Below are 20,670 nucleotides of genomic sequence, written 5' to 3'. Positions count from 1 at the left end.
TCTTATTTAATTTCAACCAATTGACCATGGTTAATTACTACTTTCACTTTACCTCTTAATTCTTGACCAAACACAGGACTATTTTCCGATTTTGATTTATTTGTGTTGGTATCCAACATCCATCTTTCGTTCATATCAAACAGCACCAAATTGGCTTCGCTCCCTACTTCAACCGTCGGGATATCTTTTCCCACCACCTGTCTGGGCTGTACGGCCAAATATCGAACAATATCGTCAGCGGTAAATCCCGCCTCAATTAAAAAAGGTAACGTTGTCTGTAAACCCAAAATGCCTTCTTTTGCAATTTGAAACTCTACATTCTTATACTCCACTTCGTGTGGTGTATGTTGTGAAACCACCGCATCTATCGTACCTTCTTTCAATCCTTTTAAAAGCGCTTTTATATCCTTCTTGGTCCGTAAAGGCGGATTCACCTTAAAATTACTGTCAAAACCTACCACTTCTTCATCGGTGTATACCAAGTTATGGGCGGCGACATCGCAGGTCACGTTCAACCCTTTCGCTTTCGCCTTTTTTATCAAATCTACTGATTCTGCCGTAGAAATACTCGTAAAATGAATACGGGCATCGTTATACTCGGCTAGGAACAAGTCGCGAGATACCATGAGCGATTCTGCTAGGTTCGGCTTTCCCTTCATGCCCAGGTAGGTGCTCATTTGCCCTTCATTCATCTGGTGCCCGCCGGCGACAGACTCGTCTTCTGGAAAAGAGATAACTAACCCCTCAAATCCTTTCGCATACAACAACGCCCGTCCCATTAAACCGGCCTGTTGAACGGCATGGTCTCCGTCACTGAAAGCAATCGCTCCCGCTAGCCGCATATCATATAATTCTGCGAGTTCTTTTCCTTCACGTCTTTTGCTTATGGTGCCAACAGGGTATACATCAACTATATTTCCTTTAGCGGAATTAACGACTAACGCTACTTCTGAACGACTATGGATGGGCGGGTTCGTGTTGGGATAAACAGCGACTCCAGTATATCCTCCTGCTGCTGCGGCCGCCGTACCGGTTATGATGTCTTCTTTAGTTTCCAGACCTGGTTCGCCAAAATTAGCATGCAAATCAAAAAAACCGGCTGACACGATCCTGCCTTTTCCGTCTATAACATGTATTTGTTTATTCGTCGGCTTTATACGCGGTGCTATACGGCTAATATTTCCTGCCTCAATAAGTATATCAACGATATTACCGTTTTGCGGATGACCGGGCACTATAAGCTGAGCGGAAGAAATCAATATATTATCCATGAATAATATTTAAACAAAGTAATGAGAAAAGTGTAATTTAAAATGGTAGGTAAATAAAACATATAAAGGAACAAACCAATGCTGCTTTGCCTGAGATAAACCAATGAAATATGGAATACGATTATCCAATTTTATACGTTGTTTCATTGAAAAACAAATGTACAAAATATATCGAAACACCGATATTGAAAATATGGGTTTTTATTGCTGATCGCCCCAAGCGTAGCTAGCCACGTCAATATCACTGAGGGAAAGCACCCTGTCTATCACTGTGGCAGCTAGTTCTTCGAATGTTTTGGGAAGGCTGTAGAATGATGGACTTGCTGGACAAATAATCCCTCCTGCTTGCGTTACCAGATTCATGTTTTGTATATGGATGGTGCTCAATGGTGTCTCACGTGTAACTAGCACTAACTTCCTACGTTCTTTTAATATCACATCGGCCGCCCGTGTCGTCAAATCAGAGGATATCCCTTGGGCAATGCGTCCTAATGTCCCCATAGAACAAGGACAAACGATCATGGTATCGAAACGCGCAGAACCAGACGCAAACGGCGCCATAAAATCGTTTTTGTTATAAAATGTAAAAGGATAATGTTGATAATTATCGGCTCCTAATTCAAACGTCCACACATCTTTCGCATTGTCAGACATCACCACGCCCACCTCTGCCACTTGATCATCCAGTTTGCTTAATTTATCCAACAACACCTTTGCATAGATTGAACCGCTAGCGCCGGTAATAGCAACGATTATCTTCTTTTTCTTTTTCATAACGTTCTAGACAAAGCTAATAAAAAACAAGGGTTTCTTTATATGTTTTTTGTGTCGCTCAAGCCGCGACTGGCTTTTCCTTTTTTTCTCTCAAAAAAAGGAAACAAAAAAAGCCGCCACTTAAAAATTTTTGATAAGATGGGTACTGCAAAAATGATATTTCTACAGTTATCAAAATTTTACATGTGGCAATAATGGGTTAAGGATGGGACAATACAATTGCACGAACCCTCTCTTAACATTAAAATTTGATTAAAGAACACCTTCGATATAAAAATCGAAGATTTTCTCTAAATTCGAACCATGTTCAAGAAATCATTCGCCCCCATTATTCCCGAAAAAAGTAAACTTCTCATTTTAGGCTCCTTGCCGGGAGACAAATCATTGCAGGAAAACCAATATTATGCTCATCCCCAAAATCGCTTTTGGAAAACCTTGGCGTTGCTCCTATCCGTCCCTGTTCCAATTGATTATTCTAGTCGAGTTGATCTGTTACACCAACACGGCATTGCACTATGGGATGTCTGCGAAGCGGCTATTCGAAAGGGTAGTATGGATACCGACATCTTGGAGGAAAGTCCCAACAAAATAAACCAATTGCTTCAAGATAATCCCGATGTCAAGACCGTTTGCTTTAACGGCCAAAAAGCGCAAAAACTATTCGACAAATATTTTAAACGAACCGCCGGCATCCAATATATCACACTTCCGAGTACTAGCCCCGCAAACGCCAGTTTTAATCAAGAAAGATTATTGGGTGCTTGGGAGATCGTTCGTGAAATGGTCTGCACACCTTAGTATATTGCAAGACAACCGTCGTTTCCCTTTCTCAGCTTGCACTTAAAATACAACTGTGCATATACTATATGTTTTCTCTGTATAGCGAATTTTTATCTTTCCGTTATAGGAATATCATTGGGTTTGTTATTTTTGCACATACGATGTCAGACTTAAAATACAACCAAAGGGGTGTGTCCGCAGGCAAAGAGGATGTACACAACGCGATCAAGAACATTGACAAGGGACTGTTCCCGAAAGCTTTCTGTAAAGTCATACCCGACATACTGGGAGGTGACGAGGCGTGGTGCAACATCATGCACGCCGATGGGGCCGGCACAAAATCTTCGCTGGCGTATGTCTATTGGAAAGAAACTGGAGACAGCTCTGTTTGGCGTGGAATTGCCCAAGATGCCATTATAATGAACGTGGATGATCTTCTTTGTGTGGGTGCGGTCGACAATATTTTACTTTCTTCTACTATCGGGCGCAATAAAAACGTCATCCCAGGCGACGTAATAGCCGAAATTATCAACGGTACAGAAGATATTCTCGCCGAGTTACGACAACTAGGTATTGGCATCTACTCTACAGGAGGGGAAACAGCCGACTTAGGCGATTTGGTACGGACTATTATTGTGGACAGCACTGTAACGTGCCGCATGAAACGACAGGATATTATTTCCAATCACCGTATCAAGGCAGGAAACGTGATTGTAGGACTGGCATCTTACGGTCAGGCAAACTATGAAAGCGAATATAATGGGGGTATGGGTTCCAATGGTTTGACCTCAGCGCGCCATGATGTTTTTCATAAATATGTTGCTGAAAAGTATCCGGAAAGCTATGACCCTGCGGTGCCTTATGAATTGGTATTTTCGGGCAACTGTAAATTGACAGAACCGATAAGAATAAATGAAAACGAAGAGATCACGGCCGGCAAGCTCGTCCTATCTCCTACACGTACCTATGCGCCTGTCATCAAGACGGTTCTTGACAAATATCGTCAACAGATTGATGGGATGATTCACTGTTCGGGAGGCGCACAAACCAAAGTGTTACATTTTATTGAAGATGTACATGTCATCAAGGATAATTTATTTCCTATTCCGCCACTGTTTGACCTCATTCAAAGACAATCAAGTACCTCGTGGGAAGAAATGTACAAAGTCTTTAATATGGGCCATCGTATGGAGCTATATATTCCGCAGGAAATTGCAAAGGATATCATCAATATATCCGAATCGTATGGTATTGAAGCGCAAATTATCGGCCGTGTAGAGGAGAGCACCTCAAAAAAAGTAACTATTCGTTCGCCACACGGATCCTTTATTTACGAATAAAGAATAGCGCGATAAAAAACAGGAAATCGTGATAAGTAATGCAAGAAAAGCGTATCATAGGCCGCATAGAAACAGTAGATCTCCCCGAGTTGGGGCTCTATAACATTTGTGCAAAAGTGGATACGGGTGCAGACACCTCTGTATTACATTGCAACCGGTTTGAAATATTTGAAAAGGATGGGCATCGCTATATTCGATGTACTATCCAAGGACACCCAGATTTTACCTTTCTTATCCATCGGGAACGCGTGGTGAAAAGCTCTTTCGGACAATCCGAAACAAGACATATTTTTATAACAAAGATAAAATTATTCAACAAGCTATTTGATATCAAATTATCCGTTCGGGACCGTTCCGCAATGTCTTACCCTATGCTACTTGGAAGAAACTTCGTTAGTGGCAAATTTTTGGTCGATGTGTCACAAGACCATCTGGCAAAGAATATATAGTGGTACTCCAAAACTTATCTTAGACTCATCTGTTTTAACCATAAAAAATACTTTCAGTGAATATTGCTGTATTATCAACAAACAAAAACCTTTATTCGACTAAACGTCTGGTCGAAGCCGTTCAACTCCGCGGGCACCATTGCGTAGTCATAGATCACAGCAAATGCTACGTGGGCATCCAACAGGGGAAACCTACTATTCATTACAAAGGGCAAGATTTATCCCATATTGACGCCATTATCCCACGGATCGGTTCGTCTTTGACATTCTACGGCTCTGCGATTGTGCGCCAGTTTGAGGTAATGAACGTTGTGTCTGCAAATCCAAGCCAGGCAATCACACGTTCTCGGGATAAACTACGTTGCATGCAAATTCTGTCGGGCGCAGGTCTCGGCCTTCCGATTACCGGGTTCGCACGTTCCGTTTCCGATGTGGACGACTTGATCAGCATGGTTGGTGGTGCTCCATTAGTCATCAAACTATTGGAAGGCACACAGGGTATCGGCGTGGTATTAGCGGAAACAAAAAAAGCGGCCTCGTCGGTTATTGAAGCATTTTATGGACTAGGCAACAACATTCTAATACAGGAGTATATTAAAGAAGCAAAAGGAACAGATATCCGAGCTTTTGTTGTAGATGGCAAGGTAGTAGGTGCTATGAAACGAACGGCTAAGGAAGGTGAATTCCGTTCGAATTTGCACCGTGGCGGAAGTGCGGAAATCGTTAAACTAACGCGTGCGGAAAAGCAGACCGCTGTTTCTGCGGCAAAAGCTATGGGACTCACGGTAGCTGGTGTTGATATGCTCCCCTCCGCCCGTGGACCGCTCATTCTCGAAGTCAATTCATCACCGGGATTAGAAGGTATTGAAACGGCCACGGGAAAAGATATCGCCAGCGAGATCGTGAAGTACCTGGAGGGTCAATTTGCTATTACACAAGCTGCTAAAATCGTAAACACCAAGCGTAAAGTAAAAAAAGAGAGCAAACTATAAAATCCGCTATTTTTAATCTTTCCAAATATGTATTATGCTAACATAGTATAAGCCGTATCGTTATATTTGTGTAGAAACCAACTAAAAAATAGTTATGATGGGTCAAATCATCTTCTTTTGTTTGTTCACACTCGCCGTGGTGATTTTCGCTAGAAACGCTCGCCGCATCTATAAAAACATTAAGCTCGGCAAAGCTGTAGATCGGAGCGACAGACCAATTGAACGCCTGAAACTGATGCTTCTGGTTGCCTTCGGACAAAAAAAGATGTTCAAGAAACCGATTCCAGCCCTGTTGCACCTATTTGTATATGTGGGTTTCTGCATTATCAATATTGAGATGCTTGAAATCATTATCGATGGTTTATTCGGTACACATCGGGTCTTTTATTCTTTAGGAACGTTTTATAGCGGTCTTATATATACCTTTGAATGGTTAGCTTTCGCTGTGCTGTTTAGCTGTATTATCTTTCTCGTTAGACGGAGCGCGTTGCGGATCTACCGTTTTGGTGGCAGGGAGCTTAAAAACTGGCCAAGAACGGATGCTAATCTTATCTTAATTGCGGAAATTTTACTTATGACGGCATTTCTGTTCATGAACGCTGCCGACCTTAAACTTCAACAACTTGATCATCCGGTGTATCACCATGCAGGCGCGTTTCCAGTAAGTCAGTTTTTACTTCCTCTATTGCCTGAATCTGCTCCGGCATTGGTGGCGCTAGAGCGGTTTTGTTGGTGGTTTCACATTATCGGCGTGTTGGCTTTCTTAAACTACCTCCCGGTATCGAAGCATTTGCATATTATTCTAGCGTTCCCAAATACTTATTTTTCAAAATTGGAGCCCAAAGGTAAATTTGACAATATGCCTACTGTAACCCACGAAGTAAAGGCGATGCTAGATCCTTCACTCCCGCCACCGACAAATGAAGTTGGCCGGTTTGGCGTCAAGGACGTACAAGATCTTACTTGGAAGAACTTATTAGACGCATATGCCTGCACCGAGTGTGGCCGTTGCACTGCAGCGTGTCCGGCCAATATCACAGGTAAGCTGTTGTCACCCCGCAAAATTATGATGGATACACGAGATCGATTAGCAGAAGTGGGACAAAATATTGCAAAAAACGGACGTTTTCAAGAAGATAACAAGTCATTAATCGACTCTTATATCATGAGAGAGGAAATATGGGCCTGTACAACGTGCAATGCCTGTGTGGAAGCGTGTCCCGTTAATATAGATCCTTTGGAGATTATTCTTGGATTACGCCAGTACGCCGTGATGGAAGAATCACAAGCTCCTACAAGTATCAACGCGATGTTTGGTAACTTGGAAAATAACGGGGCTCCTTGGAAATATGCGCAAGCGGATCGCGCTAACTGGATAAATCAATAATAAAACACTCATGGAAAAAACTTTTCATATTCCTACGGTAGCAGAAATGGCAGCAAAAGGCGAACGTCCAGATCTTTTGTTTTGGGTCGGGTGTGCAGGAAGTTTTGATGAACGTGCCCAACGTATTACTAAATCCGTCTGTAAAATTTTACAGCACGTAGGTGTTAAATACGCTGTTTTGGGTACAGAAGAAAATTGTACGGGCGATCCGGCAAAAAGAGCCGGAAACGAGTTTCTTTTTCAAATGCAGGCATTAATGAATATCGAGGTGTTAAATGGATACGAAATAACGAAAATCGTCACAGCCTGCCCACACTGTTTCAATACAATTAAGAATGAATATCCTAATTTAGGTGGGAATTTCGAAGTTATTCATCACACCCAACTCATCCAGTCGCTGATAACCGAAGGAAAACTTAAACCCGCCGATGGAAACGAATTTAGAGGAAAGCGCATCACCTACCACGATCCATGTTATTTAGGTCGTGCCAACGAAGTCTACGAAGCGCCCCGGCAGGTATTGGAAGTGCTCGACGCAGATTTAGTCGAATTAAAACGCTGTAGGAGCAATGGATTGTGCTGTGGAGCAGGTGGAGCGCAAATGTTCAAAGAACCGGAACCGGGAAAAAAAGAGGTAAACGTAGAACGTATGGAAGATGTCATCGAATCGCAGGCAACCATCGTTGCTGCCGCTTGTCCGTTCTGTATGACAATGCTGCGGGATGGAGTCAAAGCAAAAGATAAAGAAAAACAAATCGAGATTCTTGACATTGCCGAGATCACGGTCAGGGCGAATAACATGTGATGCCACTGGTTAGTAGGCACCTTTATGTATATACTAGCTATACTCGCCTGCTACCCACCATTTACATATAGGACACAAAAAAACAACATTAAGTTAACAATAAGTTAACATAAATTGTGTCACTTGCCACCCGTAATATAAATACAAGCAAGATGGATATTTCTGCAATTGTGATGTACTTGGGTTTCGTATTGGCCGCCTATTCCGTCGTCGGTAACGATACTATACAGACGTTAGGTACGTTTTTAAGTTCTAATGAACGAAAAAAATGGTGGGTATTATGGTTGTTCGCTGGTGGTATATTGTCAGTTACCCTCATCATTGGATATATAAACTACGATGGAGACGTTTCCTACGGCAGACTCGAAAAATATCCTTTGCCAGATCCCTTCGCTTGGTATTTCTTGCTGCCGCCAGTCATTCTGATGCTACTCACCCGTACGGGTATTCCGGTAAGTACCTCCTTTCTTATACTTACTTTTTTTAATCCCGAAAATCTAAACGAAATGGTGCTCAAGTCAGTTTCCGGCTATGCTGTAGCCTTTGGAGCTGCCATCGTCTTGTACCTAGCCATTTCAAAGGTATTGGAGCGAAAATTTATCGAAAATCCAATTACTCGCCGGCAAACCGAGGTTTGGACAGCACTACAATGGGGATCTACCGGTTTCCTTTGGTCTCAATGGCTAATTCAGGATTTCGCAAATATTTACGTATATCTGCCGAGAGACCTCAATGGCTGGCAACTCGGCTTGTCCCTTGCCGTACTGCTAGGCTTACTGGCTTACATTATCGCAACAAGAGGTGGCGCCATTCAAAATATTGTACGTTCCAAGACCAACACGGTCGATATCCGTTCGGCAACCATCATCGATTTCGCTTACGGTATTATACTGTTCTTTTTTAAAGAGCTGAACAACGTTCCGATGAGTACAACCTGGGTATTTATAGGTATTTTGGCCGGACGGGAAATCGCGATCAACTTCATGTTGCGAAAAAAAGAAAATCGTAAAGCCATGTTCAGAAACCTTGGCATGGATTTAGTAAAAGTGATGATTGGTTTGATCGTCAGTATTGTTCTCGTTTATATGGTTCGTTACCTCGCAGCGGGGTAGCGAAAAACACGGTTTTAAAACGAACTTATAAATCTTTATCTAACAGCATTATGAAAAGCATACTCTTTCCAACTGATTTTTCTAAAGCATCTCTCAATGCATTCGATTACGCCCTTAAATATGCAGAAAAAATCCAGGTGAAGCTAATCGTTTATCACTGCTTTATGCCTGGCGCAGAAATCGACGAGGAAACCCAAGCGATATATGAAAAAGTCGATATCGAGAACTTCCGATCTAAAAAAGATAAGTTCCCCCCCTTTGAGAAATTAATCGACAAGTTGTATTCCGATCGGGAAGGTGTAAAAGTTAAATATGTCGTAGAAGAAGGTCAGTTTATAGAAACTCTCAAAGCCTATGTCCAGCGAAAGGAAGACAAGATAGAGCTAGTGATGATGGGGACACAAGCCATTAAAATGGGAATGTTTGACGTTTTTATGAAGACAAACACTTCTGTTATCCTCGAACAAATCAACAAGCCGGTCATTGCTATTCCCGAACGGGCGTCTTTCGATGGCGACATCAATAATATCGTTTTTTTGGTAGACTACAAAGAAGATGAAAAAGGTCCCCTCGCTCAAATCGTAAAAATATGTGAAGAATTTGAAGCGAAATTGCACGTATTGCACTTTGATTTGGCGCACGGCGAATCCATTGTACCACTAATGGACCGGTTTAAAGAGTCGTTGCATTTTAACGGCACCGAAGATAATGTACATTTCCAGTCTATTGACACTATCAATTTAAAGGCGTCTCTTGCTGACTATTGCAAAACCAATAATATCGATATGGTGTGCCTAGTCAATCACAAGCGAAATTTCTACCAACGTCTTTTTTCATTCAGTCTCACGCAAGATTTGCTACGTAGCATAGACGTCCCTATTATGGCGATATACAACGAATAGCCGCGCTTGAAGGGGACTTGCTCTCGATGATTGTAACACAAAATAAACAGTCTACAAATTATTAATAATAAATTAAACTAAAGAGCACATCTACTTTCCTCAAATCACCTAGCTTTGTGTCTTGATTTTGTCCATCTCTCGAAGGGCACCGAATAAAGTACATAAAAATACATGAGACGTAGAGATTTTTTTAAGAAAACCGCATTAGGCGCGATAGGCGCTTCGGTTTTATCCCCTTTTTCTTCTTTCGCCGGTCGTTTCGTTGATGAAACGTTAGGAAACGCTGGTAAGGCTAAAAATATTATATTTATGGTGAGCGACGGTATGAGTATCGGCACATTGAACATGGCCGATATGATGCGCCAACGCAAAGAAGGCCGTGAAAGCAACTGGCTATCGCTTTATTCGCATGATAAAGTGCGTCGCGCATTGATGGATACTGCTTCCGCGAATTCGCTAATTACGGATTCGGCGGCGGCAAGCTCCTCTTGGGGCGGTGGCATTCGAGTGCCAAATGGCTCCCTCAATGTCAACGCCGATGGGTCCTTCAACAAGCCTATTTTACAGAAATTTAAAGCGGCCGGCAAATCCGTTGGATGTGTAACAAGTGTGACGATTACCCACGCTACGCCAGCAGGCTTTTGCGTGAATAGTGTAAAGCGATCGGCCGAACCCGCTATTGCTCTCCAATATATGGATTTAGGTTTTGACATCATGATGGGCGGCGGAGAGGAATTCTTTAGTGCTAACAAGCGACCTGACAAACAAGATCTTTTTACAAAATATCAGCAGGCTGGCTTCACCGTTTTGAAGAACCGTGATGACATGAATAAGCTTGCTACTAACGAAAACAAGCCAATTCTGGGCGTCTTTCATGACGGCGGCTTGCCTTATGCACTGGACCGAGAAAATGATGCTGCACTAGCGACAAAAACACCGAGTTTGGCAGAAATGACTAAAGCTGCTATCAAGCAATTAAAAAACAACAATAACGGTTTTGTACTGCAGGTTGAAGGTGGTAAAGTCGACTGGGCAGCGCATGCAAATGATCCGGGTGGACTTATTTACGATCAATTAGCGTTTGATGACGCCGTAGGCGAAGCAATGGCATTTGCGGAAGCCGATAAAGAAACGCTAGTGATCATCACCACCGATCATGGTAATGCCAACCCAGGGTTATTCTCGGGGGCTGAAGCCAATAAAAACTTTGATCGCATACAAACATTTAAGCATACGAACGATTGGATATTGAACGGTGTCGACAAAAGTTACTCCGTAGCTCGTCTGATAGAGCGTATCGAATTTGCACAAGGATATGCGATTGCGACGGATGAAGCGAAAGTGTTACTAAAGCATTATGAACAGTTAGACAGTGAAGGGATTTACAACCCAAGACGGTTGCCGTTCCAGCAACTTGCCCAGTATCAACGAAAACATTTATCTATCGGTTGGGCTTCCATGGATCACTCAGCCGATTATGTAGAGTTGGCGATGTACGGCCCTGGTAGTGAAGATTTGAAACCTTTCATCAAGAATACTGCGTTACACAACTTTATGCTGCAAACCGCGGGAATACAGGTATAAAAACGAAGTATAAAAAGAAAGAGAGGCTTATAATCTAAGCCCCTCTTGTAGATATAGTGCCCAGGAGCAGATTCGAACTGCCACGCCCTTGCGAGCGCCACCCCCTCAAGATGGTGCGTCTACCAATTTCGCCACCTGGGCATTGCGTGAACAAAAGTAATGCTTTTTAGCTCATTAGCGAAAGGTTTTTAGCAAATTTTACACTTTATTTCGCTAAGTTATTGTCTATCAAAGTCTGGATAATACCATCAACCAAACCGACCCTCGGCGCCACAATATTCTTTAATCGCGCTACCTTCATGATGGTCAGAAAAATCTCTGCAGCCGGAATAATAACATCTGCCCTATCTTGCTTTAATCCCAGCACATGAATTCGGTCTTTTAGAGAATACGCATTCAAATGCTGATAAATAGCCCTAAGCTTTGCATAGGACATCGGCTTGTCAGCTTTATCATTCGCAATCCTGGAAAGTTTATTGATATTCCCTCCCGTTCCGATGCCATATATATGTTTATATTTTTTTGTGTGCTCTTTTATCCATAGTTTCATATTTTCCCAAGTCTCTGGGCTATCTTGGTTATCCAATATACGAATAGTTCCCAGGTTAAAAGACTGTGAAGCGACCAGCTTCCCATCTGCGAAAAGCGAAATCTCCGTGCTCCCTCCCCCAACGTCTATATAGAGATACACCCTACCGGTATCCATCTTCTCCTGGAGGTGGCTGTTATAAATTATTTTGGCCTCTTGGCTACCGCCTATAATTTGAATGTCAACCCCTACTTTTTTACATGCCGCCGCGATATCTGCCCCGTTGTCCGCATCCCGCATGGCAGAAGTCGCACAAGCCATATAGTCAGAAACACGGTAGACATCCATGAGATTACGAAAAGCTTGCATAGTTTTGACCATATTATCAAATTTGGGCTTTGATATGTGATGGTCTATAAACGCGTCATCGCCCAGACGTAGGGGCACCCGTATAAGCGCTTCTTTTTTAAATTGAACTGGCTTGGTTTCCGTATTAACTTCCGCAATTAATAATCTAACGGCGTTAGATCCTATATCTATAGCTCCGTATCTCACAGATAAAATTTTGATAGTTCGATTATAATTTTAATAATGTACAATATTACTGAATCAAATATTAATATAGTGTTAAGTTAACGTATCTATTTTGTTTTTTCCACACGTCAATAAAAAAATCGTTTCCGGAATCAGAGAAAAAACTTTCTATTATCTTTACACGAAAAATCAAAACATTACTATGTCTACAAAAGAACAGAAAATAGCAAATTTTGATCCGTCGCAGCCAGGGTTAGCTGATGCCAGCATTTATGGCCTACCATTTACTGCCGACGAAAGTGAGATTATCGTTATACCAGTGCCTTGGGAAGTAACTGTAAGCTACGGCGCAGGAGCGTCATTAGGTCCAGAAGCTATTATGGAAGCATCTTTCCAAGTAGATTTACATCATCAAGAATTTCCCGGTTTATGGAAACTCGGCATCTACATGGACCAAGCGCCCGAACAATGGACAGCCAACAGCAAACGATATAAAAAGTTAGCGCAGCCTATTATTAAAGCATTGGAAGCGGGGAAAGATATTCAACAAAGTCCGGAGTTACAGGCAGATTTGGCTATTGTCAACGAAGCTTGTGAGACCCTGAACAGCGCTTTACATGAGCGGGTATCAAATTGGCTAGCAAAGGGAAAAAGGGTTGTCCTACTCGGAGGCGATCATTCTACCCCTTTGGGTTATTACCGTGCTTTGGCAGATAAATACGAGGATTTCGGGATTCTTCATTTTGATGCGCACATGGACCTACGTGTTGCCTATGAAGGATTCACCTATTCACACGCTTCTATTATGTACAATGCTATTCAATTGCCTCAGGTCAGCAAATTGATTCAAGTGGGAATACGTGATTTTTGTGAAGAAGAGGTTTCTATCGCTAAATCCTCTGCCAAAATACATGTTTTTACAGACGCAGATCTCAAAGCAAGACAATTTGAAGGCCAACCATGGCAACAACAAGTAAATGAAATAATCGATTTGTTACCTAACCATGTTGCCGTCAGTTTCGATATTGATGCATTATATCGTTGGTATTGTCCAAACACCGGAACACCCGTACCTGGAGGGCTATCATACGAGCAGGTGACTTATATGCTGAATGCGCTAGCGAGTTCGGGCAAACATATCGTCGGGGTTGACCTGGTCGAAGTAGCACCGGGCGAAACCGATGAGTGGGATGGAAACGTGGGAGCGCGTCTACTTTTTCATTTGTGTGGTGTATTAGCGAAAAATAACGGGTTGGATACCGGTACGCCCATCACATTTTAAAAACAGATCCAGGCAGGCACATATGGCCTGCCTCAGATCCCACAACTATATCAGATTCTTTTCTTGCCTTATGACAAGACATTTTTTCTTTAAGCCTTTTATATTTGACTATATTGACACAAGCAATTAAAGCAAAAAGATAATTTATAATATTATACCTGTTGATAATAGCATCATGACAAAACTACACGCTTACCTTAACTTTAACGGAAACTGTGAAGAAGCTTTTCAGTTTTACCAGACTGTTTTTGGTGGTCCATTCTTAGGGGTTCACCGATTTGGAGATATGCCGGCCGACCCTAATTTTACAATCCCCGAAACAGATAAAAACAAAATCATGCATACGGCTTTACGAATTAATGAACATGCCATGATTATGGGTTCAGACTGCATCGAGAGTTTTGGTCAAAAAGCGGTATTTGGCACCTCCAACTACGTTATGTTGGACACTGACTCACCAGAACAAGCGCAGGCGTTGCACAATAAACTCAGCGTAAATGCACAAACAATGGAAATGGATTTAGGTGAAACATTCTTCGCAGAGCTGTTCTCTTCTTTCGTGGATCAGTTTGGTATCGCGTGGATGATACACTATGAAGGCAACAAAGCAATGTAGCAGTCAATAAAACGCTCCTATGAAACTTACTGCCACAGCCAAAATTCAAATACAAAAACCTATTGCCGAGGTTTTCGATACGATCATTAAACCAGAAAAAATGAGCGGCTACTTTATAGCGAATGCCTCAGGAAAACTGGAAAACGGTGTCACGGTTGAGTGGATGTTTCCCGAGTTTCCTGAACGTTTCCCCGTAACAGGCAAAGAAATCAGACCCTTCAACTATATCTCCTTTGATTGGAGCGGTGGACTCGAGAATCAACTTGTAGAGATATTTTTGACAGAAAGTGATAATCAATCTACTATTGTAAAGATTATTGAACACGAAATGGATAATACCATCGAAGGAATTGAACGTGCAAAAGGCCAAACAGAAGGATGGGCGAATTTTTTAGCTTGTCTGAAAGCTTATCTAGAATACGGAATAAATCTACGGCAGGGAGCATTTGATTTTATGCGACCGACGACGTAATCCCTCTTTAAAGCCTCTAATTTTAAGGAAAAAGAAAAAAAATTATTATTCTTTAGGTATTAATTTTGGTTTATTCGATATTATATTTATATTCGAATCGAAAGTAGGGATACGCCAAATATGCAACTATAGAAGGACCGGATATAAACCGTTAAAAAAGCATGTCCAGCATATACTTCAAACGAGAATATAAAAAAGTTAATGTTGTTATCTAAAATTTATATTTGTGGCATAGAATTAGTATATACACTATAAATCTTAAACTTGAATAATAATGAACAAAACAGACTTGATTAAGCATATTGCCAGCGAGGCTGGAATTACGCAGTCACAAGCAGAGAAAGCCGTCAACAGTTTTACAGGGGCGGTGTCTTCATCCTTATCAAAAGGCGAAAACGTTACTTTAATTGGTTTTGGAACTTTTGGTATATCCGACCGTGCTGCTCGAAACGGTAGAAACCCACAAACTGGGGCTACTATCAAAATAGCTGCGAAGAAACTTCCTAAATTCACCGCTGGCAAAGCCCTTAAAGAAGCCGTAGATGCTCCTAAAAAAGGAAAGAAAAAATAGTATAAATAGTATAAAATAAAAAAATAGGGAGCGATGCTCCCTATTTTTTTTAACAACTTTCGACAGCCTCGTTTGACGTGTATACGTAGCGGATTTTTGTAACATGGCAAATATTTTTTTTAGTTATTTGTCGCGCCCTAAAAAAATACAACCCAAAGCTATTTTTGCGAATGATATTGATTTAACAAAGAAATAAGTCTCTTTACTTTTCAGCAAAGAGACTTAAAACAGCATAATATTCTTTCGGGTCAACCGTTAATTGTACCCAGGATTTTGCGAAACTTGGGCTTCATTAATATCAATCGCGGCTTGCGGGATAGGACGATAGATTTTATCCTGTCCATCCGCTCCACGGAACGCCTCTTCAGCACCGACCCTACGTATGTCAAAATTATAGCGTCCACACAGTTCTTTCAGTTTCCCAGTACGCCTCAGTTCAGCCCAACGTAAATACTCCCCAGCAAACTCTTTGGCACTTTCTATCAACAGTCCATCTAAAGCTTCACTTTGGCTAGACGCATTAGCAATACTTTGAGAAGGTCTAAGTGTTCCGCCACCTTTAGCATTTTCAGGACGATCCAAAACGCGCTGAACGTATTGCTCTGCTGTACCAAAGTCGTTTAATCCGATGCTGGCTTCTGCATAAAGGAAATAGGTTTCGGCTTTACGTGCTAATACTATGTCCCGTACGCTCACATGTGTACCAAATATCTGACGGGTGCTCGGACTATCAAACTTCTTGATCACAGGTGTGACAAAATCCAGTTGATAATTGGTCCGATATTCTTGTTCGTCATATTTAAAGGGATAATACCGAAAATTGGAAGCAATCTGATGTTCCTTTCCTTGTACCCAAGCCAATGAATCAGCAGATGTGTACTCTCTTCCCCAAACCCGCGGATAATACGCACGGATTAGCATTTCATTTTTATCCTTATTACCATCATAATAGTCAAAATACTGATCATAAATTGTCAACATAAATGTTGCATCATAACGAGCGTCGTTCTCTTCATAAAAATTGTGCAAACTCCAAGACGGAATCATCGGCGAGGTCATATATTTATGGTTCAGCTCCGCCCCCCCCAGATATGGACCGAACAAAGACTGTTGATTGTTTCCCTCACTTACATCTCCTATGGATTCTCCGTCGTACTGTACCGCGAACAGCACTTCGTCATTCATCTCATTCGATGGGGACCATAACTCTTCGTACGGAATGCTGATGCTATACCCACCAATTGCTGCTTCTGCATATTGTCGCGCTTCTTCAAAATCAGCACGTTGTTCTAAGTCCCATCCTCTTGTTAAATACGCTTTGGCTAGGTAATGATTTGCGGCTGCCTGATTCACTCTGGCGCGATCATTTTCCAAATCCGGTAATGCTGCTTCCATTTCACTGATTACAAAGTCGAAGGATTCAGCCAACGAAGCGCGAGGAAGATTCAGCCGCGGCTCCTCCAAGGTGGGTTCGTCATTAATAACGATGCCACCGAACTGCTCTATCAACATGAAATGGTAAAATGCACGCAAGAACCTCAATTCAGCCAACCAGGTTTTCCGCTGCACTTCATCTACTTCGGTGATATCGTTATAAAATATCGCTACGTTGATATTCTGTATGGCTTCATAGCAGTTTCTATAAAAGGTCAATACATCGCCGTTATCCGCAAAGAGCTGCGTATACTCCATCAAAGCGCGGTTATCAAATCCTCTGTTCATTTGGTAAACATCCGTACCGCCCAACAAAAGCCAGGGTGCCTGCCGACCGAATGTTGTACGTAAGGTAGCATAGGATGAGCTAACAATAGATCTATATCCCGCTTCCGTCCTATAAAACTCTTCATTGGTAATTCCTCCACGGTTATCTTCTTCGAGAAACTTTTCACATCCCGACAAAGCGAACACGCCAACCAATAATGCATATATTGTTTTTTTCATTACGTTCTCTTTTAATTTAAAATCTGACATTAACCCCCAATTGATACGTTACGTTACTTGGCCCATTCCCCTCGCTCAAAGCCGTTGTTGCATACTCCGGATCCCAACCTTCGTATTTTGTAAACACAAAAGGGTTCAAAATATTGGCATATACACGCATCGACGACATTTTCCATTTCGAAACCATTTCGCTGGGCAAAGTATATCCCATTACAATGTTTCTGATTTTGACAAAAGATGCATCCGTATAACGTCCATTATTACCATAGTAAGGACCGACATTCTGTGGATGCGGATACTTGGCGTTTTCATTTCCTTCTCCACTATCCCCCCATACCGCTTTCGGACTTCCATCAGCATGCGTACCCCAATTATTCCAGTCATAACGTGGAAGACCTGGTGGAATATAATAATCATATCTAATTTTTGGCCGCCCGCGCTGGGTATTTTGTGGTCCAAACTCTTCCAAGAACCTATCGGCCACGAAAACGCCTTGACGCGTATATAGGTTAACAGAAAGATCCCAGTTTTTATAGCGCAGGTTTGAAGTCACACTACCGATCCAGTCCGGATAAGGTGATCCCAATATGACGCGATCAGCCGGTGTAATCCGACCGTTACCGTCCGTATCGGCCGCAATAGCCTGTCCTGGCTGTTGCCCGTACCGGGCCGCTTCCTCAAGTTGGTCCATGCGCCAGAGCCCTGTAATCCGATAATCATAGATGACCTCTATAGGCTGTCCTATAAAGCGGGTTTCCCCCACTACGTCTTCTTTTTTCCCATATAGGCTTTGGATCTTGTTTTTGTTATGGGAGAACATAAAAGAGCTGGTCCATTCCCAGTCGTTACGGCTGATATTTGTCGTGTGCAACCCTACCTCCACACCACGGTTGCTGACCGAACCGATGTTGTCCATCATCCAGGGCACACCCGATTCAATCGTCAATGTACGCTGCATCAATAAACCGTCGGAAAGCTTATCATAAAACTCAACATTACCCCGTACCCGATGATTAAACAAACTAAAATCTACCCCGACATTTAACTCCCTCGTTTTCTCCCAGGTAATAGCCGGGTTAATCGGAGGGCCTGACATAAATCCTCTCACCGGGGTACCGTTGAAATCATACCAAATAACCGTATTGGTTTGTGGAGTCAATTGTGAGCCAAAGGCGTCAATCCCATTGTGGTTGCCCGAATACCCAAAGCTAGTCCTTAGTTTCAAATCGTTGACAAATGAGATGTCTTGCATGAAATTCTCTTCCGAGATGCGCCAAGCGGCCGCCATTGACGGGAATGCAGCCCATTTATTACGTAGCCTGGAACTACCATCATAACGAATAGTACCCGTCAACAGGTAACGTCCCTTGAAATCATAGTTTGCCCGAGCTGCAAAAGAAAGTAAGCTCGTTTCAATATAAGATGTTCCCGATTGATTTGCGGCAAACGCACCACTGAACAGATTGTACCACTGCGATGGATAAGGTAAATCATTTGCTCCAGCCCAGATACCTTCAGCTCTCGTTTTGTAAGCACTTTGAATTAACGAAACGTCCAATTTATGATCATTTCCCATAACCGTATTATAGTTGATGACATTATCCCAGGTCCACTCCAGATTTTCGATATTATCCTGATACGACACATCCTGATTTCGCGTCCCAGGGACGATACCATAATACCGGCCTGTCCGCATCCGACTGAATCTCGGCATGAATGTACTGCGAATAGATAAGTTTTCCATCGGGCGCAATTCCGCAAAAATGTTCGACAGTAAATCGTATTGACGGATTTCTTCCGTACCACTATTGATTTCGTTCAACGGATTGGGTGAGCTCGTGAAATTTCCAGTACCTTGAATAGACGTCGCAATACCAGGCTGCGCGATCAGATTGCCATTTTCATCGTGTGCATACAAGATAGGAGGCATGCGTAGAATATCACGGTAGCCGTGTTCACTCCCCGAATTATTAATGCCGTGCACAAAATTGATGCTCGCCCCGGTACTAAAATATTCAGACGTTTTATGTTCCACGGAAAGTTTTAACGTGTACCGGTTCAGATCTTCCTTCAAAAAGTTACCAACTTCCTGTTGATAGCCCACGCCGAGATTATACGTCAGTTTATCAGCGGCGCCGGCAATTCCCAAATAGTGGTTCTGTTGTCTCCCAGTCCTCGTCCCCAGCCCCAACCAATCCTCGTACTGTTCATTATAAAGACGTGACTCCAATAAAGGACTATTTTGCAGGATAGTATTCAGATTGTCTAGCGAATACCGGTCATTGGCATAGGTGTAGTACGCGGATGTACGAAAATCTACCCACTCCCGTCCATCCATAAAATCTGGGATTCTAGCCAACTCCCTCACACCGTAATAACCATCATAAGTTACTGTTGTCCGCGTATCACCCGGTCTACCCGCATTCTTGGTAGTCACGATGACAACACCGTTCGATCCCCTTGATCCATATATCGCCGTGGACGAAGCATCTTTTAGCACATCAATATTCTCAATATCCGCTGGGTTTAGAAAATCAATGTTACCGGTTGCAATACCGTCGACGATATATAAAGGTTCTCCCCCCTGCATAGAATTTTGTCCTCTGATCTGGATATTGAATGTTCTGCCAGGGCGTGTAGAAGTACTACTGATGTCAACTCCTGGAACAGTACCCTGCAGCGCTTCCATGGCAGAGGTCGTTCCTCGTTCCTGGAGCTCTTTGCCTCCAACAGAACCAACGGCGCCAGTAAGATCTCTTTTGCGGACACTTCCGTATCCCACCGCCACCACTTCGTCCAAAGCCAAGGCTTCGTCAACGATTAAGACAATATCAAGGCTGGCAGTTCCTCCAATAGATATGGTCTTCGATTTATATCCCATAAGGTCGACAACAAGCGAGTGTGTCCCTTCTTCGGGAATTGTCAGTTTAAACGTGCCATCGGCATCTGTACTGGCACCTATCGTTGATTGTGCTAGCCGAACACTTGCACCGGCCAGCGGCATTCCGACTTCGTCCTTTACAATTCCCGTAAGCTCCCGATTCTGTCCGACCGCATAAAAGCTGGAAAGAAAGGTAAAAAATAAAAATATGAATTTCCTCATAAACGATTTGTTTAAATAAAGTGAGATGATGTGATTCGTTGATTGTGTTTTAAATAGCAGCGTTGGCTAATCATCGAAAAAATGACATGAAGAGAAATACCGAATAGATACCATAATACAATTTATATGTTCATTTAACTTGGCCAGCTATTTTCCCTCTCCGAAAGCAAAGAAAGATAAACAACTAGATTTATATATTAGCTTGATGAAGATAACTATCTTGTTA

18 protein-coding genes and 1 tRNA gene are annotated in these 20,670 nt (G+C 42.4%); 13 read left to right on the top strand and 6 right to left on the bottom strand.

Features of this window, described 5'->3' with window-relative positions; translation table 11 throughout:
• Window positions 1-2 precede the first annotated feature (2 nt).
• Together C5745_RS09305 and C5745_RS09300 are read right to left on the bottom strand one after the other, a co-directional pair.
• The gene (locus tag C5745_RS09305) at window positions 3-1,271 is read right to left on the bottom strand and encodes a dihydroorotase (protein ID WP_105716728.1); all 1,269 of its coding nucleotides are present in this window, start codon (window positions 1,269-1,271) and stop codon (window positions 3-5) included.
• 201 nt (window positions 1,272-1,472) lie between these two features.
• On the bottom strand, window positions 1,473-2,045 hold the full coding sequence (locus C5745_RS09300; RefSeq protein ID WP_105716727.1) for a UbiX family flavin prenyltransferase: 573 nt from the start codon (window positions 2,043-2,045) through the stop codon (window positions 1,473-1,475).
• 303 nt (window positions 2,046-2,348) lie between these two features.
• Between C5745_RS09300 and C5745_RS09295 the strand changes: the two genes are divergently transcribed.
• The 9 genes from C5745_RS09295 to C5745_RS09255 all read left to right on the top strand — a co-directional run bounded on the left by C5745_RS09295 (window position 2,349) and on the right by C5745_RS09255 (window position 11,396).
• Window positions 2,349-2,843, top strand: coding sequence for a DNA-deoxyinosine glycosylase (locus C5745_RS09295; protein ID WP_105716726.1), 495 nt, complete (start codon window positions 2,349-2,351; stop codon window positions 2,841-2,843).
• 143 nt (window positions 2,844-2,986) lie between these two features.
• Window positions 2,987-4,165, top strand: a complete 1,179-nt coding sequence (locus tag C5745_RS09290) for an AIR synthase related protein (protein WP_105716918.1) — start codon at window positions 2,987-2,989, stop codon at window positions 4,163-4,165.
• A gap of 38 nt (window positions 4,166-4,203) precedes the next feature.
• Window positions 4,204-4,614: an ATP-dependent zinc protease family protein gene (locus C5745_RS09285; RefSeq protein WP_105716725.1), complete on the top strand. Its 411-nt coding sequence runs from the start codon at window positions 4,204-4,206 to the stop codon at window positions 4,612-4,614.
• A 56-nt stretch (window positions 4,615-4,670) separates the two neighbouring features.
• Window positions 4,671-5,606, top strand: coding sequence for a 30S ribosomal protein S6--L-glutamate ligase (gene rimK, locus C5745_RS09280; protein WP_105716724.1), 936 nt, complete (start codon window positions 4,671-4,673; stop codon window positions 5,604-5,606).
• A gap of 94 nt (window positions 5,607-5,700) precedes the next feature.
• Window positions 5,701-6,993, top strand: coding sequence for a (Fe-S)-binding protein (locus C5745_RS09275; protein WP_105716723.1), 1,293 nt, complete (start codon window positions 5,701-5,703; stop codon window positions 6,991-6,993).
• A 10-nt stretch (window positions 6,994-7,003) separates the two neighbouring features.
• Complete coding sequence (locus tag C5745_RS09270; protein WP_105716722.1) at window positions 7,004-7,798, top strand: (Fe-S)-binding protein; 795 nt, start codon at window positions 7,004-7,006, stop codon at window positions 7,796-7,798.
• A 152-nt stretch (window positions 7,799-7,950) separates the two neighbouring features.
• On the top strand, window positions 7,951-8,910 hold the full coding sequence (locus tag C5745_RS09265) for a hypothetical protein (protein ID WP_105716721.1): 960 nt from the start codon (window positions 7,951-7,953) through the stop codon (window positions 8,908-8,910).
• A 50-nt stretch (window positions 8,911-8,960) separates the two neighbouring features.
• Window positions 8,961-9,812, top strand: a complete 852-nt coding sequence (locus C5745_RS09260; protein ID WP_105716720.1) for a universal stress protein — start codon at window positions 8,961-8,963, stop codon at window positions 9,810-9,812.
• A gap of 171 nt (window positions 9,813-9,983) precedes the next feature.
• Window positions 9,984-11,396 carry an alkaline phosphatase gene (locus tag C5745_RS09255; protein ID WP_105716719.1) on the top strand — a complete coding sequence of 471 codons (1,413 nt, stop codon included), beginning with the start codon at window positions 9,984-9,986 and terminating at the stop codon, window positions 11,394-11,396.
• Window positions 11,397-11,453: 57 nt separating this feature from the next.
• On the opposite strand, the gene C5745_RS09250 is transcribed toward C5745_RS09255, so the two are convergent.
• Window positions 11,454-11,537: transfer RNA gene (locus C5745_RS09250), tRNA-Leu, on the bottom strand.
• 64 nt (window positions 11,538-11,601) lie between these two features.
• On the bottom strand, window positions 11,602-12,480 hold the full coding sequence (locus tag C5745_RS09245; protein WP_105716718.1) for a Ppx/GppA phosphatase family protein: 879 nt from the start codon (window positions 12,478-12,480) through the stop codon (window positions 11,602-11,604).
• A 181-nt stretch (window positions 12,481-12,661) separates the two neighbouring features.
• On the opposite strand from C5745_RS09245, the gene C5745_RS09240 reads away from it, so the two are divergent.
• From C5745_RS09240 to C5745_RS09225, 4 genes are all read left to right on the top strand, one after another.
• Entirely contained in the window at window positions 12,662-13,741 is a 1,080-nt protein-coding gene (locus C5745_RS09240; RefSeq protein ID WP_105716717.1) for an agmatinase family protein, read from the top strand.
• 175 nt (window positions 13,742-13,916) lie between these two features.
• Window positions 13,917-14,357, top strand: coding sequence for a VOC family protein (locus C5745_RS09235; protein WP_105716716.1), 441 nt, complete (start codon window positions 13,917-13,919; stop codon window positions 14,355-14,357).
• A 19-nt stretch (window positions 14,358-14,376) separates the two neighbouring features.
• A complete protein-coding gene (locus tag C5745_RS09230) occupies window positions 14,377-14,829 on the top strand; it encodes an SRPBCC domain-containing protein (RefSeq protein ID WP_105716715.1) in 453 nt (150 codons plus the stop codon).
• Window positions 14,830-15,103: 274 nt separating this feature from the next.
• Window positions 15,104-15,400 (top strand): HU family DNA-binding protein, encoded by a 297-nt coding sequence (locus C5745_RS09225; RefSeq protein ID WP_105716714.1) that lies wholly within the window; start codon window positions 15,104-15,106, stop codon window positions 15,398-15,400.
• A 255-nt stretch (window positions 15,401-15,655) separates the two neighbouring features.
• Here C5745_RS09225 and C5745_RS09220 read toward each other — a convergent pair whose 3' ends face one another.
• Window positions 15,656-17,341, bottom strand: coding sequence for a RagB/SusD family nutrient uptake outer membrane protein (locus tag C5745_RS09220; protein WP_165793057.1), 1,686 nt, complete (start codon window positions 17,339-17,341; stop codon window positions 15,656-15,658).
• Between the two features lie 16 nt (window positions 17,342-17,357).
• Entirely contained in the window at window positions 17,358-20,444 is a 3,087-nt protein-coding gene (locus tag C5745_RS09215) for a SusC/RagA family TonB-linked outer membrane protein (RefSeq protein WP_105716712.1), read from the bottom strand.
• Window positions 20,445-20,670: the final 226 nt, after the last annotated feature.

Source organism: Sphingobacterium haloxyli (genome assembly GCF_002980525.1).
Taxonomy (GTDB): Bacteria; Bacteroidota; Bacteroidia; order Sphingobacteriales; family Sphingobacteriaceae; genus Sphingobacterium; species Sphingobacterium haloxyli.
This window is presented reverse-complemented; position numbering and strand designations above follow the sequence as displayed.

Excerpts from the sequence above, each read along its gene's own strand:
- C5745_RS09230 (WP_105716715.1), top strand. The coding sequence starts at position 14,377 with ATGAAACTTACTGCCACAGCCAAAATTCAAATACAAAAACCTATTGCC.
- C5745_RS09265 (WP_105716721.1), top strand. The coding sequence starts at position 7,951 with ATGGATATTTCTGCAATTGTGATGTACTTGGGTTTCGTATTGGCCGCC.
- C5745_RS09240 (WP_105716717.1), top strand. The coding sequence starts at position 12,662 with ATGTCTACAAAAGAACAGAAAATAGCAAATTTTGATCCGTCGCAGCCA.
- C5745_RS09225 (WP_105716714.1), top strand. The coding sequence starts at position 15,104 with ATGAACAAAACAGACTTGATTAAGCATATTGCCAGCGAGGCTGGAATT.
- C5745_RS09275 (WP_105716723.1), top strand. The coding sequence starts at position 5,701 with ATGATGGGTCAAATCATCTTCTTTTGTTTGTTCACACTCGCCGTGGTG.
- C5745_RS09300 (WP_105716727.1), bottom strand. The coding sequence starts at position 2,045 with ATGAAAAAGAAAAAGAAGATAATCGTTGCTATTACCGGCGCTAGCGGT.
- C5745_RS09290 (WP_105716918.1), top strand. The coding sequence starts at position 2,987 with ATGTCAGACTTAAAATACAACCAAAGGGGTGTGTCCGCAGGCAAAGAG.
- C5745_RS09295 (WP_105716726.1), top strand. The coding sequence starts at position 2,349 with ATGTTCAAGAAATCATTCGCCCCCATTATTCCCGAAAAAAGTAAACTT.
- C5745_RS09235 (WP_105716716.1), top strand. The coding sequence starts at position 13,917 with ATGACAAAACTACACGCTTACCTTAACTTTAACGGAAACTGTGAAGAA.
- C5745_RS09285 (WP_105716725.1), top strand. The coding sequence starts at position 4,204 with ATGCAAGAAAAGCGTATCATAGGCCGCATAGAAACAGTAGATCTCCCC.
- C5745_RS09260 (WP_105716720.1), top strand. The coding sequence starts at position 8,961 with ATGAAAAGCATACTCTTTCCAACTGATTTTTCTAAAGCATCTCTCAAT.
- C5745_RS09270 (WP_105716722.1), top strand. The coding sequence starts at position 7,004 with ATGGAAAAAACTTTTCATATTCCTACGGTAGCAGAAATGGCAGCAAAA.
- C5745_RS09305 (WP_105716728.1), bottom strand. The coding sequence starts at position 1,271 with ATGGATAATATATTGATTTCTTCCGCTCAGCTTATAGTGCCCGGTCAT.
- C5745_RS09255 (WP_105716719.1), top strand. The coding sequence starts at position 9,984 with ATGAGACGTAGAGATTTTTTTAAGAAAACCGCATTAGGCGCGATAGGC.
- C5745_RS09215 (WP_105716712.1), bottom strand. The coding sequence starts at position 20,444 with ATGAGGAAATTCATATTTTTATTTTTTACCTTTCTTTCCAGCTTTTAT.
- C5745_RS09220 (WP_165793057.1), bottom strand. The coding sequence starts at position 17,341 with ATGAAAAAAACAATATATGCATTATTGGTTGGCGTGTTCGCTTTGTCG.